This is a genomic window from Xanthomonas sp. NCPPB 1068, from assembly GCF_041479385.2.
GTDB classification, from domain to species: Bacteria; Pseudomonadota; Gammaproteobacteria; order Xanthomonadales; family Xanthomonadaceae; genus Xanthomonas; species Xanthomonas cannabis.
Window position 1 is genome coordinate 3,259,696 of record NZ_CM192986.1, and the last position, 14,159, is coordinate 3,273,854.

Annotated in this window: 9 protein-coding genes; 4 read left to right on the plus strand and 5 right to left on the minus strand. The window is 66.0% G+C overall.

Annotated features, from left to right (window positions below; all coding sequences use genetic code 11):
- Window positions 1-139: 139 nt before the first annotated feature.
- A complete protein-coding gene (locus tag ACCQ12_RS13885; protein ID WP_372381989.1) occupies window positions 140-904 on the minus strand; it encodes a LuxR family transcriptional regulator in 765 nt (254 codons plus the stop codon).
- Between the two features lie 184 nt (window positions 905-1,088).
- On the opposite strand from ACCQ12_RS13885, the gene ACCQ12_RS13890 reads away from it, so the two are divergent.
- From ACCQ12_RS13890 to ACCQ12_RS13905, 4 genes are all read left to right on the plus strand, one after another.
- Entirely contained in the window at window positions 1,089-2,471 is a 1,383-nt protein-coding gene (locus tag ACCQ12_RS13890) for an APC family permease (protein ID WP_372381990.1), read from the plus strand.
- 482 nt (window positions 2,472-2,953) lie between these two features.
- Entirely contained in the window at window positions 2,954-4,351 is a 1,398-nt protein-coding gene (locus ACCQ12_RS13895) for a trypsin-like serine peptidase (RefSeq protein WP_372381991.1), read from the plus strand.
- Window positions 4,352-4,882: 531 nt separating this feature from the next.
- Window positions 4,883-5,287 carry a hypothetical protein gene (locus tag ACCQ12_RS13900; protein WP_047693867.1) on the plus strand — a complete coding sequence of 135 codons (405 nt, stop codon included), beginning with the start codon at window positions 4,883-4,885 and terminating at the stop codon, window positions 5,285-5,287.
- A gap of 223 nt (window positions 5,288-5,510) precedes the next feature.
- The gene (locus ACCQ12_RS13905) at window positions 5,511-6,518 is read left to right on the plus strand and encodes an MBL fold metallo-hydrolase (RefSeq protein WP_372381992.1); all 1,008 of its coding nucleotides are present in this window, start codon (window positions 5,511-5,513) and stop codon (window positions 6,516-6,518) included.
- A gap of 48 nt (window positions 6,519-6,566) precedes the next feature.
- On the opposite strand, the gene ACCQ12_RS13910 is transcribed toward ACCQ12_RS13905, so the two are convergent.
- The 4 genes from ACCQ12_RS13910 to ACCQ12_RS13925 all read right to left on the minus strand — a co-directional run bounded on the left by ACCQ12_RS13910 (window position 6,567) and on the right by ACCQ12_RS13925 (window position 13,531).
- Window positions 6,567-8,084, minus strand: coding sequence for a tryptophan halogenase family protein (locus tag ACCQ12_RS13910; protein ID WP_372381993.1), 1,518 nt, complete (start codon window positions 8,082-8,084; stop codon window positions 6,567-6,569).
- Window positions 8,085-8,259: 175 nt separating this feature from the next.
- Entirely contained in the window at window positions 8,260-9,306 is a 1,047-nt protein-coding gene (locus ACCQ12_RS13915; RefSeq protein WP_372381994.1) for a cupin-like domain-containing protein, read from the minus strand.
- A 4-nt stretch (window positions 9,307-9,310) separates the two neighbouring features.
- Window positions 9,311-10,069 carry a SapC family protein gene (locus tag ACCQ12_RS13920; protein ID WP_228334008.1) on the minus strand — a complete coding sequence of 253 codons (759 nt, stop codon included), beginning with the start codon at window positions 10,067-10,069 and terminating at the stop codon, window positions 9,311-9,313.
- Between the two features lie 306 nt (window positions 10,070-10,375).
- Window positions 10,376-13,531 (minus strand): TonB-dependent receptor, encoded by a 3,156-nt coding sequence (locus tag ACCQ12_RS13925; protein ID WP_039409335.1) that lies wholly within the window; start codon window positions 13,529-13,531, stop codon window positions 10,376-10,378.
- Window positions 13,532-14,159 lie beyond the last annotated feature (628 nt).

A 14,159-nucleotide genomic window follows, 5' to 3' on the forward strand; every position in this document is an offset into this window, starting at 1 on the left:
TCGCCACACGGCAGCTGAGCCTGGCGCTGCGCACGTGGGCCAATGTAGGCCAGCTGCGCTGCGCACGCCCGCGTGCATCGATCAGAGGACTTTGCGCTGCCGCATTCAGCCGGCACGCCGTACGCATCCGCTCATCCGCTCAGGGCTCCAGCAACCGATAGTGCATGCCGCGTACCACCGCCTCGACGCGGTTGCGCGCACCCAGCTTGCGCGCGGCCGAGTTCAGATGCAGGTTCACCGTCGCCGTGGAGCGATTGAGCGCAGCGGCGATGCTCTTGGCCGTCAGCCCCCTGGCCGAATACTGCAGGCACTCGCGCTCGCGCCGGGTCAGTGCGATGTGGTGGCAGCGGCGCTCCTGCGGGTCCAGCAACTCCTGCGCGCGCGCCTGGAAGGCATGGGCCAGCAACAGGAAGGGTGACAGCTGCGCCTCTGCCAGGCGTGGCGCTTCGGCGGCCACCGCATCCACCGCACCACTGAAGGTCGCAAATGCGCCACCAGGCAGGTGCAGTGGCACGGTGACACCGGTTGCCATGCCGCTATCGCACAGGTAACGCGTGACCTGGCGGTGCTGCGCGCCAACGTATTCAACCCCGTCCCTGTCGCCATCGGTGCGATACGACCACACGAACGGCGTGGTACGTCGCGTGGCACGCTGCTGGACCGGGTCATGCTGGTAGTAGCCGTGTTCGCACCACACGTGCTGCATGTCGCCCGGCGCATTGCGCTGCATGAACACCGTCGGGATGATCAGCGCGCCTTCCATGCTGAGCGGCACTGGCGCGTAGTCGTACACCAGCGACTGGAATCCCAGCGCGCAGACGTCGCTGAACACCCGGTCCAGACAGGCGTTGAGCGTGTGCAGTGCCTGCAGGTCACGGCCCAGGCTGGCCAGAGTGTCGAACATGGGGGTCCTTCGAAGCGAGTGACGCCACTGGATGACATCCAGCACGGAAAACCTAGCACTTTTACCAATGGATGGGCTTGCCGGCCACATTATCGTCACAATGCCGGTCACACGGCTGCAGTGCCGCAGCGACATCGCCGTGCCCTCGCCTGCACCCAACGGCCCTCTCCTAGCGGACATCTGCATGACCGACTCACCCCGCCGCGACGATGCAGCCACGCTGGAACGCTTCGGCTACGCCCAGGAACTCAAACGCCAGCTCACGCTGAAGGATCTGCTGATCTACGGCCTGGTGTTCATGGTGCCGACAGCGCCGTTCTCGATCTTCGGCGGGGTGTTCGACATCAGCGCGGGCATGGTGCCGCTGACGTACCTGGTCGGCTTCGTGGCGATGCTGTTCACCGCGTTGAGTTATCAGCAGATGTCGCAGGCGTTTCCGGTGGCCGGCTCGGTGTACGCCTATGTCGGCCGAGGCTTGCACAGCGGCATGGGCTTTCTGGCCGGCTGGGCGATCCTGCTGGATTACCTGCTGGTGCCGACGCTGCTTTACGTGGTCGGTGCCAATGCGATGCACACTGTGCTGCCGGCGGTGCCGCAGCCGGCCTGGATCGCGTTCTTTGTCGTGCTCAATACCGTGGTCAACCTGCGCGGGATCGAAACCACCGCGCGCGCCAACCGGTTTTTCCTGTTGGCGCAGCTGGTGGTGCTGGCGATTTTCGTGGTGCTGGCCACGCTCGCCATCCAGCGTGGTGTCAACGGCGCGCACTGGAATCTGCGCCCGTTCTACAACCCGCAGGCCTTTTCGCCGCAACTGATCTTCAGCGCGTTATCGGTGGCGGTGGTGTCGTTTCTCGGCTTCGATGCGATCTCCACCTTGTCGGAGGAAGCCCGCGGTGGCCATCGCGTGGTCGGCCGTGCCACGCTGCTGGCGCTGGTATTGGTCGCGGGCCTGTTCGTGCTGCAGACCTGGCTGGCCGCGCTGCTGCAGCCTCACCTGCAGCGCTATCCCAGCGTACAGGCGTCCAACGATGCGTTCTTCGAGATCGGACGGCTGGTTGCCGGGCCATGGCTGCAGATCGTCATCGCGCTGACAGTGGCCATCAGTGCCGCGATCGCCAACTCACTGGTGGCGCAGGCGGCAACCTCGCGGTTGTTGTTTGCGATGGCGCGCGACCGCCAGTTGCCGGCGTTCCTGCGCTATATCCACCCCCGCACCGGCGTGCCGCAGCGCGCCATCGTGTTGGTGGCGGCACTGAGCATGGTCTTGGGCGAAGTGTTCGTCGGCCAGATCGCGCTGCTGTCGTCGTTGTGCAACGTCGGCGCGTTGACCGCATTCGTGCTGCTGCATGTCGCGGTGCTCTGGCACTTTCGTCAGCAAGGCAGGCGTGTGCTGCACGGAGCGGTGCCGTTGATCGGTATCGTGATCCTGGCGTACGTACTGATCAACGCCGACCATCACGCGCAACTTGGCGGCACCGCGTGGATGGTAGTGGGGCTGACGGTTCTGGCCTTTCTGAAAATCAGCGGTCGCTCGACCGAATTCCGCGCCAGCGACGCGCTGGAATAACGGCCGCTGCGCTGCGGCGCTGATGCACCGGCTCGCTGACGTGGTGCCGTGCGTTGCGCACCCCCGATGCGCAGGAGCGCCGGCAAAACCATCGTGGCGTTGCCTGCGCCCAGCTCGCATTTGCTGCGCTGCGGGCGTGCTGCGTGCGTGTTGCTGCACGAAACGAGACGACACCATGCGTGTGCAAGTGCAGGCGCACTGCATCGCCTTGCAAGCATGATGATCCACTTTCGCTGGAGCAGCCACGCGCGAAGCCGATACGCGTGCGCCCACTCGCTTGAGTGCCACGCGCACAACGTGTGCGCTGCGCCCGTTCGCTGCATGCAAACGCGATGCTATTTTTATTGACTGTCGATCTCCGAACGAGATTTTCAGCACATATTCAGTTTTAAACATTCGCTAGTCTCGTTCCGCGCCACCGATGGCGCCGCAGCTGCCGGCCCCCGCCGTCGCCTGCCGTTCCCTGACGAGAAGGACTACCCATGATTCGCAAGAATGCGTTGTATCTCGCGCTGCTCTCTGCCGTTTCCGGCGCCGCGCTGGCCGCGCCGCCCACCGAGATGGATGCCGCACCGGTCAGCACTGCGCCGCAGGCCGCCAAGCTCGGCGCAGCCACGCTGCAGTCGGCAGGCCTGCGCGGCGGCATCCTGCCCACACAGGTGGCGCAGCTGGCCGCACCCAGCAGCAAGGAACTCGGCAGCGTGCGTGAACGACGCATTGCGCAGGTCAAACACGGCCAACCGCTGCAGATCGGCTTTTCGCGCGCGGTTGCACAGCCGCTGGTAAACCTGGCCAAGCTCGATTGGCAGATGGCCGGCGACGGCTCACGCGTGGCAACCCTGAAGCTCGGCTCTGCACAGGCCGCCTCGCTGCGCGCGGCACTGGTCTTGGGTGGTGCCGGTGCAACGCCGGGGGATCCTTCCCGGGTGACGCTGCGCTTTGCCGGCGACGATGGCCGCGTGTTCGAGCAATCCGGCGCCAGCTTCACCGGCACCGGCGATGCCATCGGCTGGTCGCCGACCGTGAGCGGCGAACACCTGCTGGTGGAGCTGTCATTGCCGGCCGGCCTGTATCCGGAAAACTTCAGCCTGAGCATTCCGCAGCTGTCGCATCTGGACATCAGCCCCACCGCCAGCCCGCGCGACATGATGACCATTGCCATTGGCGAGAGCGACTCCTGCCAGAACGACATCGTGTGCCGCGCCAACCCCACCACGGGCTTCACCAGCGCCGCCAAAGCGGTGGCGCGCATGGTGTTCACCACCAGCCAGGGTTCGTTCCTGTGCACCGGCACCCTGCTCAACAACACCAATACGCCCAAGCGCAACCTGTTCTGGACCGCCGCGCATTGCATCAGCACCCAGACCGTGGCCAATACGCTGCAGACCTACTGGTTCTACGACGCGGCCAGCTGCAACGGCAACACCGCCAGTTCGCAGGCCACCACGCTGACCGGCGGCGCGTTCCTGCGCCATGCCAACACCACGCGCGATACCGCGCTGCTGGAGCTGAAGACTGCACCGCCCAGCGGCGCGTTCTACGCAGCCTGGAACAGCGCGGCGATCGGCGCGACCGGGACCTCGATCGTGGGCATCCACCACCCCTCCGGCGACGTCAAGAAGTATTCACTGGGCACGGTCACCGGGTTGAACACGTCCATCGACGGCCAGAGCCCGTTCTATCGCGTTGCCTGGAACGATGGTGTCACCGAAGGCGGCTCGTCCGGCTCGGGTCTGTTCACCATCGCCAGCGGCGGTGCGTATCAGCTGCGCGGCGGCCTGTATGGCGGCTATTCGTACTGCACCGCGCAGACCGATCCTGATTACTACTCGCGCTTCTCGGACGTGTACTCGTCGATCTCCACCTTCTTCGGGCAGTAAGCACGCGCGATGCGTGGCAGGCGCCGTGCCGCCTGCCACGTTGGTCCACATGCACCCCTGGCTGGCGCATGTCAGCACGCGAGCACGATGCATCCTGCGGCCCCATTGCCGACGGTAGCCAGCGGGGCATCCCGGCCTGCAGCGTCGTCACTGCGCGACGGTGATCCATCGCGCCTGCGGTGCAGCATCTCGAAACCGGCTGCACTCTCTACAACGCATGCGGCCCTCTTCCCCGGCCGTTCGGTCACCGGGCACTGCGATCCAGCGGGAAAGCGCGCTCACCGGGATGGTGCACAGACCAGGCCTGTCCCCCCGGCGATGCCGTCAGCATCGCGATCAATGGGCAGCACGGCGGCTGCGCTGCGGGTTGCCGAGCGTGCGGCTATACGTGCGTCATGGCGGCGGCGGCATTGGTGGCGCTGCCCGATGCGCAACGCGGTCACGTGCGGCACGCGGCCTCAGCGCGATGCACCGCTGCAACAGGCCATCAGGTTCGGGCAGACTTGGGGTTTGTTCGCGGAGAGATGCCCCATGCCGTTTCATCGTCATCGCCACGTGGTGTGGATCGCTGCACTGGCAGCACTGACATTGCAGGGCAACGCACTGGCCGCAGGCAAACCGGCCAACCCGGACGAGGTCAAGGCCTATGCATTGCAGCGCTGCCTGGACACCAACTACGTGCGCAGCGGCAAGTATGCGCAGGACCAGTTGCGCGACCGCTCGTACCTGCTGACCACCTACGCAATGGACAATGCCAAGGCCGGGGCGACCGATCGCCTGCATCGATTCGTGGATGCCAGCACCGCAGAGTTCGATCGCAGCGAAGTACCGATGAAGGACGAAGCACGCCGCGGCCCGTTCAACGCCATCTTTGCGCGTTGCATGGGCTTTTACCGCTCACCGGCACTGGCCGACTTCATCGCTCGCCAGCTGTGAAGCGAGTCGCCGTGGTGCATCGCACAGCGTAAGGCCCCGCTGGCCCGCGTTGCTGCAGCCAGACCGCCCGCCGGCCCGCATCACCCAGGGCCGCCCGCTTGCGCCCACGGCGTGTTGCATCTGCTGTAGTGGCACGGCCACGCTGCTGTCCAGGTGGGCGCACCGCGATGGCGGCGCGGCACCACTCCCGGCACACTCACCCCTCCGGCGCCCAAGGAGTGTCATGTCTAAGCCTCTTCCGCATTGCTCCCGTCGCGCGGTGCTGCAGCTGACACTGTCCGCAGGGCTGTTGACCGCCGTCGGCCCGCTCGCGGCGGCGTCCACATCCGGCGCCAGCCACGCGCCCGCCAGCGGCAGTACGGCAGCCCCCGTGCCGTTTCCGGCCAAGGGCAGCGTGCTGGTGTTGTTGGGCACCAAGGGCGGGCCAACACCATCGTCACTGCGCGCAGCGGCGGCCAATGCGCTGGTGATCGACGGGCAGCCCTACCTCATCGATTGCGGCAATGGCGTAGCGCAGCAATTGGCCAAGGCCGGCATCCGGCTACCGGCATTGCGCGATGTCTTTCTCACCCACCATCACTCCGATCACAACGCCGATCTGCTCAACGTGGTGTGGCTGGCCTGGGCCAGCGGCCTGCAGACACCGGTGCATCTCTACGGGCCGCCGGGAATCGCCAGGATGGTGGATGCGTTTGTCGAGATGAACGCCATCGACATCGACGCGCGCATCCGCGAGGAAGGCCGCCCACCGTTCAAGCAGCTCATCCATGTGCACGAGTTCGATCAGCCCGGCACGGTGTTGCAGAACGACCAGGTCACCGTGACCGCCACCCTGGTGGACCATTACACGCTCAAGCCGGCCTTTGCCTACCGCTTCGCCGCGCGCGACCGCACGGTGGTGTTCTCCGGCGACACGCGTTACCTGCCTGCGCTGGCGGCGTTTGCCGAGAACACCGACATCCTGGTGCACGAGGTGATGTACCTGCCCGCACTGGAAAGGATGCTCAAGACCAACGACAACGCGCCCAGCTTGCTCGAACATCTGCTCAAGAGCCATTCCACCAGCGAAGAGGTCGGAAAGATCGCCGCGGCCGCCCGTGCACGGCAGCTGGTGCTCACACACTTCGTGCCCGGCGGCGACCCGACCATCACCGATGCGATGTGGAGCGAGGGCGCGCGCAAGCACTACAGCGGGCCGATCGTGGTGGGCACCGACCTGATGCGGCTGTAGCGCAACGGTGACCTGGCAATCGGCAGGCCACGCGCTGCACGACGCGGGCTAGGCGATGGCCGGCTTGCGCGCTCCCCAGACCTCCGGCCTGGCCTGGCAATAGCGTTCGATGAAGGCCTGCTGCGAAGGGAACTGATCCACCGCATGCCGGATCGGCTGCGCGATGCCGTTGAGCAGGCCTTGCAGATCCCGGTCGGAAAACGCGCGCGTCAGCGGATGGTGCTGTTCCGGCATCAGGCCCTGACCCATGAGCACATGCGTCCAGGAATCGACGCGGAACAGTTCATCTGCGGCCTGCCAGGCATGCGCACTTTCGCGCCATGCGCGCAGGCGCAGTGCCAGCGACTCGGGCAGTTCCATCTCCCGGCATTGCTGCCATAGCGGCTCGTCGCGCCGGGTGGCGTGGTAGTGCAAGGTGACGAAGTCGCGCACGTGCTCCATCTCGGCGCGGCTGACGTCGTTGAACAACTGCACCTGCGATGGCGCGATGCCCTCTGCCGGAAACAGCGTCAGCAGCCGCACCACCGCAGAGATGGTGAGGTGGATGCTGGTCGACTCCAGCGGCTCGATGAAGCCGCTGGCCAGGCCCAGCGATACCACGTTCTTGTTCCATGCCTTGAGCCGACGGCCGGTGCGGAACGGCACCATCCAGGGGTCTTTCACCGCCGGGGCGGCAACATCGCGCAGCAACTTGGCGTGGGCCTCGTCGTCGGACAGGTGGCGGCTGGAGAACACCAGGCCGTTGCCGACCCGGTGCTGCAACGGGATATGCCAGCGCCAGCCGGCTTCGTGCGCAATGGCGCGGGTGTACGGTACCGGCGGGCCGAGCGCTTCGGTCTGCACCGCCACGGCGCGGTCGCACGGCAGCCAATGGCTCCAGTCTTCGTAGCCGGTATGCAGCGTCTGCTCGATCAACAGCCCCCGGAACCCGCTGCAGTCGATGAATAAATCGCCAGCAATCGCCTGGCCGTCTTCCAGCACCAGGCTGGCGACATCGCCACTGTCCGGATGTTGCGTCACCTGCTGGATCCTGCCTTCGATCCGCTGCACGCCGCAGGCCTCGCTGCGGGTGCGCAGGAAGCGCGCGTACAGCGCCGCATCCAGGTGATAGGCGTAATTGACCGCCGGCTCGCGCGGCAACGCAAACCGGTCTTCGCGCGAGGCCACGGTCTCCAGGCAGTAGTCGCCAAAGCTGCCGCGCATGCCGCGGCGCTGGCTTTCCAGCCACAGATGATGGAATGCGCACACCAGGGTGCTCTGCCCGGTGATGCCGAACGGGTGGATGTACCGCTCGCCCTGGCGCAGCCAATGTTCGAAAGAGATCGACAACTTGAAGGTGCCGGCCACCTCGCGCAGAAATTCCTGTTCGTCGATCTGCAGGAAGCGATGGAAGGTACGGATCGGCGGCACCGTCGATTCGCCCACGCCGACGGTGCCGATCTGCTCGGACTCGATCAGGGTGATGTCGAGCAGGTTGCGGAACTGATGCGACAGCGCACATGCAGCGATCCAGCCGGCGGTACCGCCGCCGGCGATGACGACCTTGCGAATTTGAGCCTGGGTCACTGCGAACTCCCGTAGATGGATAAGAGGTGGCTGAAGCGATGCAGGGCATCAAGGCGGCTGAAGCAGCCGGTGCGTAGGCCGCTGACGCAGGGTCCAGCACGGGCGTGCGATGCTGCCTGCTCTCCCGGCAGGACGACCGATTGCCTGACCACCTGCATGCAGGACGCGCCGCCCGTCAGCGGTTGAGCCTGCCGATCAGCATGGCGCGCAATTGGCGCGCCAGGATCGGATCGATGGGCCCCAGCGCCTGCCGCGCCTGCTCGGGCAGATGCGCACCGGCACGTTCCGCAGGCCCGAACACGTAGTAATCGAACAGCGCGCGCCATGCGTCCTTTTCCGCGGCCGGCCGGTCGCGGATGGCCCACAGCGCGTGGTACAGCGCCGGCATCGCGGCGGGCAGCTGCGCGGGCGCGCTGCTCCACCAGTAATTGACCAGCACATTGAATGGCTGCAGCGATTGCACGTGATGCCACCACATGCCGGGAATGAACAGGGCATCGCCCGGTTCCAGCACCGCGGTGCGCGCATGCGCCAGCGCCTGCGCGAAGCGTGGATAGCGCTGCAGATCCGGGTTGGCGACATCCACCATGCTCACCACCTGGCCGCCGGGCGTGGGCTCGAGCGGCCCCGGGTACAGGTTGGCGACCTGCTCTGGCGGAAACAGGGTGAAGCGGCGCTGCCCCACCGCGCAGCAGGCCAGGTTGTCGGGCGCGTCGTAATGGCAGGAGGCAATGACGCGATTGCCGATCCAGATGCTCGGCTGCACGGCGATGCCGCCGGCGGCAACCGCCAGGTCGTTGTGCGCGCGCAGGCCGGGCAGGTGGGCGTCGATGGGCAGCGAGGCCAGGTAGTACGTAGGCGGCTGCGGGTCATCGCGATGCGCGGCAATGGCATCCAGCAAGGCGCTGATGCTGCCGCGCCTTACCTCGAAGTTCAGTGCGCTGCAGTCGTCGGTGTAGAACGGCCGGCCGGCAATCTCCGGTCCGCCGTAGGAGTACTGCAAGGTGCGTCCGTCATCGTGCGCGCGCAGTTGCGCCATGGCCTGCTCCGGGCTGCGCAGGCCGGCCTGCACCAGCGACCAGTCGCGTGCGAGGCCACGCAATACCACCGGCTCGGCTGCTGCGCAGAGCGCGGCTAGCGGCAAGGCGTCGGGCCGGCAGTCGTTGCGCTCGGCAATGCCGGCGATCGCTGCAGCGGGCGGATGCAAGACAGCGGCGGCCATGCGATCAGGCGTATGCAGCTGCAGGCGCGGCGTGCGCCTGCAGCAGACGGCGCTGCTTCTCGGCCATCAGCCGACGCAGGTTGTACTGCGATGCCAGCATCAGGAACGCGCCCTCCAGATAGCCGGCCTGGTGCAGCTGTTGCAGCGCCTGCGCATCGAGCGCGGCAAGCCGCTCGCGGTCGATGGCAAACAGGCCTTCCAGCTGCGCGGCGTGGGTCGCGTCCAGCGCCACGTCCAGGCGCACCGGCTGGATCAGACCGAGCGCGTCGAACGCGGCGGCCATGGCCTGCCCGGCGTCCACGCCCTCGCGGATGCCGCGCAGCACGCCGATGATGTGGTCCAGGTAGGGGCTGTGGCCGCCCTGTGGCAGGAACACCGCTTCGCCTTCGCTGCGGCTGACGCGCGGATGTTCCAGGTCGATGTGGATCACCGGCTCCTGCACCAGCGCACCGTCGATGCGCTGCTCCTGGAAGCCGATCAGAAACGGGCCCTTGGCCACGATGCCGGGCAGATAGCTGGCGTTCCAGCGCCCTTCCTGCAGGAACAGGTTTTCGTCTTGGGTAAAGCCCAGCAAGGCCACGGACTGGTAGCCGCTGCCGGCGGGGTCCTTGCGGAAAAACAGCGGGTACTCGCGCTGCAGGTCGGCGTATTCGGTCACGAACGCGGGCACCAGGCCAATGGCATCACCGAACTCGGGGCCGAAGCGCAGGATGACGCGCAGGTCGTGATGCGTCACGTTGTTGAGTACGGCGTATCGCGTCATCTGGTACTCCGGCAGGCATCCATCGGCGCACTGCAGTGGGAAAGGGATCGATCGCACGCCCGGCGCGCCTGCGAACGCCGAGCATTGCCAAAAACAAGGAGGCCGGCAAGCCGCAGGGCAGCATGCGCGATGCGCGAGCGAATGCCCGCGCATCGCGTTGGGGCTGCTTGCATCCGCCGTGCAGCCACACGACTGCGGCCGCACGACGAACGCAGGCAGGCGAACCCCGCCGCAGTCACCCGGTCGCGGCCGCCATCCGAACAGGACGGCCACCCCGAGCTGCCGGTGCGCGCCTGCGACGCGGTGTCAGAACGCGTAACGCACACCCAGGGTGTAGCGCGGCTGCTGATCGATCAGACGCACGATCTGCTTCTCCGACCGACCATGCCAACGCACGTCTTCGCCGGTGAGGTTGATCGCCTCAAAGCCCACCGACAGCTGCTTGTTGAGCGCATAGCTGACGCTCAGATCGAACTGCTGGTACGCCTCGACGTAGTACGGGTTGCGGTTGGAGGCATCCTGGTTGGCCGCGATCAGGTACTCGTCGCGCCAGTTCCAGGCCAGGCGCGCGCTCCAGCCGTACTTCTCGAACATCAGCATCACGTTGGCGGTATCGCTCAGGCCCAGCAACGCGAACTGGTCGCGGTCGATGACGTTGTTGTCGAAGGCCACATCGCCTTCGACGATGGTGTAGTTGGCATAGATACCGAAGCCGGTGCTGCCGAAGAAGTACTGCCCGCCCAGTTCCCAGCCGTGGATGTTGGCCTTGTTCTGGTTGATCGGACGCGACACGTCGAACTGATACAGCGGGTCGGCCGCAGTGCCGACCAGGTCGTAGGCGTTTTCCAGGGCGAGGCTCTGCGCAGAGCTGCCGTTGTAGGCGCCCAGGCCACCGGTGGCCGCGGCGTTGCGCAGCAGGGCCGTAGCGGCGAACAGGGAGGTGTCGTTGGCCGAGCAGGCCGCCGCCACGTCATTGCCGGCCGCGCCGACCTGCGCGGCGCAGGCACCGCTTTGCAGGAAGGCCAGTGCCGCCTGCGCATCCGGGCCCGAGGTGGGGTCGGTCAGCCCGTACAGGGTCTCGCGCGAGACGGTGGTGCCGATGAAGTTGCTGACGCGCTTGTTCCAGAAGGTCGCCGACACGTAACTGGCATCGGCGAAATACCATTCCAGCGCCAGGTCGAGGTTGTCCGATTCCAGCGGGTCCAGCGTCGGCGTCTGCGAATCGCCGCTGGCGCGGTTGGACGGGTTGATCAGGATCGAGCCGGCCGGCGTATTGGGCGTCGGCCCGGCGAGCAGGTTGTTGTACGGTGCGCGCGCAATGGTCTGGCCAAACGACGCACGGCCCTTCAGCTGGTCGGTGATGTCCAGGCTGAAATCCAGATTCGGCAGGATGTAGTTGTAGCTGGTCTTCTCGCTGAAGGGCTGCTGCTCGGTGGAGCGCAGCAGCTGGAAGTCGTTGTTGGCCTGCCATTGCAGCGCCGTGGGCGTGGCAACCTGCGAGGTGGATTCCACATCGGTGCGCTCGTAACGCAGGCCCAGGCGGGTGTTGGCGGTCATGCCGGCGATATCGCCGGTCAATTCCAGTTGCACGTAGGCGGCACGGGTCTTTTCTTCGACCTGGTTGTTGGCGCTGTACAGCGGGTTGTAGCGCGTCTGCGCGCCGTACTGGCTGCCACCCCACAACGCCAGCTGGCTGGCATCGCCGCGCCAGGCATTGCGCGCGGCGCCGTTGGCATTGAAGTCGTCGAACATGCCCACGATGCTCACCGGCTGCAGCAACGCGACCATGCCCGGCTCGTTGCCGGCATTGGCCACGCCCCAGTCGCCCAGCGTGGAGTAGTTGTCGCTGGTCAGGCGGTGCATGGTGGTGTTGGACGAGCTCACGCCGAACTGGAAGCGCCCGTCATCGAAATCGAACTTGCCGTCCAGGCGGCCTTCCTTGGTTTCGGTGACCTGCTTTTGATAGTAGATGCGTTGCACCTGCGAGCCGAGATTGTTGGGCGTGAAATCCGGATTGACCACGCCGTTGGTGCCGGCCAGCGAATCGGCGACGGTGGGATACCACGTGCGCGCGCCGATCGGCAGCGAATTGTTGAACCACAGCTCCTGCCCCCACTGGCCGCCGCACGAAGGACCGTTGACGCAGTTGTTGGTGCCGGCAAAGCTGAAATAGGTCGCGCTGCCTCCGGTGACCGGATCGTTGGGCAGGCTCTGGGTCTTGGAGTTGTGCGCATCGAAGGTCAGCTGGAAGCGGTCGCTCACCTGCCAGTCCGCATTGAAGCCGAGCGAGCCGAGCGTGTACTTCTGCTCGTTGCGCTGCTGCTCCATGCCGAAGTCCTTGGCACCGTTGGGCACATCGCGCAGGTACACCGGCGTGGCCACGGTCTGGCCGGTATCGAAGGTGAGGTTGGTGAAGCTGTTGGCGCGTTGCAGCCAGATGCCCTGCTCGCCGCGTTCTTCGCGGATTTCGTTGGCCGAATAGGTGTAGTCCAGGGTCAGCGTCAGGCTGTCGGTCGGTGCGAACTGCATCACCGCCTGGCCGTTCATGCGCTCGCGCTGGAAATCGGCAAACGCGTAACGGATGTCGTTGGGCATGCCGTAGAGCTGGCCGATCGCCGGTGCGTTGGTCACCACGGTGTCCGGCCGCAATGCCGGGTCGGTGCCGGTCCAGCGCTGGATGTTCCAGCGGTTTTCGGTGGCCTGCACCGAACCGCCGTGACGCTTCTGGTAACTGGCGCTCAAGCCGATGCCGAAGGTCTTGTCAGGGTTGGTGTAGCTGAAGATGCCCGACACTTCCGGGGTGAGCGAGTCGCCGAACGGCTGCGAGCGGTCGGACACCATCTTGGCGCCTGCATTGGCCACCACGCCCTCGTGATTGAACGGCTTGTCGGTCTGGATGTTGATCGTCGCGCCGATACCGCCGCTGGGCGCGGTGGCGCGGCTGGTCTTGAACACCTCGATGCCGGTGATGGCTTCGGAGGCGAGCTGGGCGAAGTTGAACGCACGCGTGCCCACGTCCACGCCGCCGATCGGGGTCTGCCCGGGCGCGCCGAATGCGTCGGCGCCGGGGATCAGGCGGCCGTTGAGGGTGACGGTATTGAACTGCGGCCCAAAGCCGCGCGCGGTGACCTGCGCGCCTTCGCCATCGCGGCGTTCGATCGAGATACCGGTGATGCGTTGCAACGACTCGGCCAGGTTGGTGTCCGGAAACTTGCCGATGTCTTCGGCGCTGATCGCATCCACCACACCGGCGGCATCGCGCTTGATGCCCATCGACTGATCCAGGCTGCTGCGGATGCCGGTGACGTTGACGGTGTCGAGCGTGGTGGCGGCATCGCTGCTGGACTGCGGCGCGGGCGTCGGCGGAGCGACATCCTGCGCAAACGCGGGATTGATGACCAACAGGCCACCAACGAAGGTGAACATGGCCTTCGACTTGAAGCTGTTCAACGTACGACGCATCGATGTGTCCTCGGGAGTGGAGTCCAACCGCCTACGGCCGATGTCGCGGCATGCGACACGGCAGTGTCATGACCACTGCCCGACGGGGCAGTGGCGAACAGTACTGCTTTGAATAAGGTCCCCTGACGCGCATGCCGGCGATCGCCCCTTCGATCGTCGCCCTGCGTTGTGCGGTGCATGCTGCGGGCGTCACCCACCCCATGGTGTCGGCGGCGCATCCGCGATGCATGCCCTGCACTGCATGCCAGCCAGTGATAGCGCTAACACGCCGCGCAGCCTAGTCAGGCGATAAAGGCCTTGTCACCGTGCGTTGCAGCATAGTGATTGGCCTGCACGGTTACAGCCGATACGGTAGCCGCTTGAGTCCGCAAGCCGTTTTCAATGGCGGCGCGGCTGTAAGCGTTATCAACGGATTGCGCAAAAACCGACGACAGACACGGCGAACTTTGCACAATGCAACGGCCTTGGCGCAGCGCGACGCAGCGACTGCGCAAATGTCGAAAAGGCCTGCGGCAGCGACGCCCGCGTTCGCATGGCTGCGGTGGCGCGCACGCGGTGGACGCGATGCCATCGCCATCGACAGGCGCAGGCGTGCAACGGCGCAGCGTGGTCCATCGCGTTGGTGAGA

Excerpts from the sequence above, each read along its gene's own strand:
- ACCQ12_RS13920 (WP_228334008.1), bottom strand. The coding sequence starts at position 10,069 with ATGACGCGATACGCCGTACTCAACAACGTGACGCATCACGACCTGCGC.
- ACCQ12_RS13885 (WP_372381989.1), bottom strand. The coding sequence starts at position 904 with ATGTTCGACACTCTGGCCAGCCTGGGCCGTGACCTGCAGGCACTGCAC.
- ACCQ12_RS13895 (WP_372381991.1), top strand. The coding sequence starts at position 2,954 with ATGATTCGCAAGAATGCGTTGTATCTCGCGCTGCTCTCTGCCGTTTCC.
- ACCQ12_RS13890 (WP_372381990.1), top strand. The coding sequence starts at position 1,089 with ATGACCGACTCACCCCGCCGCGACGATGCAGCCACGCTGGAACGCTTC.
- ACCQ12_RS13905 (WP_372381992.1), top strand. The coding sequence starts at position 5,511 with ATGTCTAAGCCTCTTCCGCATTGCTCCCGTCGCGCGGTGCTGCAGCTG.
- ACCQ12_RS13925 (WP_039409335.1), bottom strand. The coding sequence starts at position 13,531 with ATGCGTCGTACGTTGAACAGCTTCAAGTCGAAGGCCATGTTCACCTTC.
- ACCQ12_RS13915 (WP_372381994.1), bottom strand. The coding sequence starts at position 9,306 with ATGGCCGCCGCTGTCTTGCATCCGCCCGCTGCAGCGATCGCCGGCATT.
- ACCQ12_RS13900 (WP_047693867.1), top strand. The coding sequence starts at position 4,883 with ATGCCGTTTCATCGTCATCGCCACGTGGTGTGGATCGCTGCACTGGCA.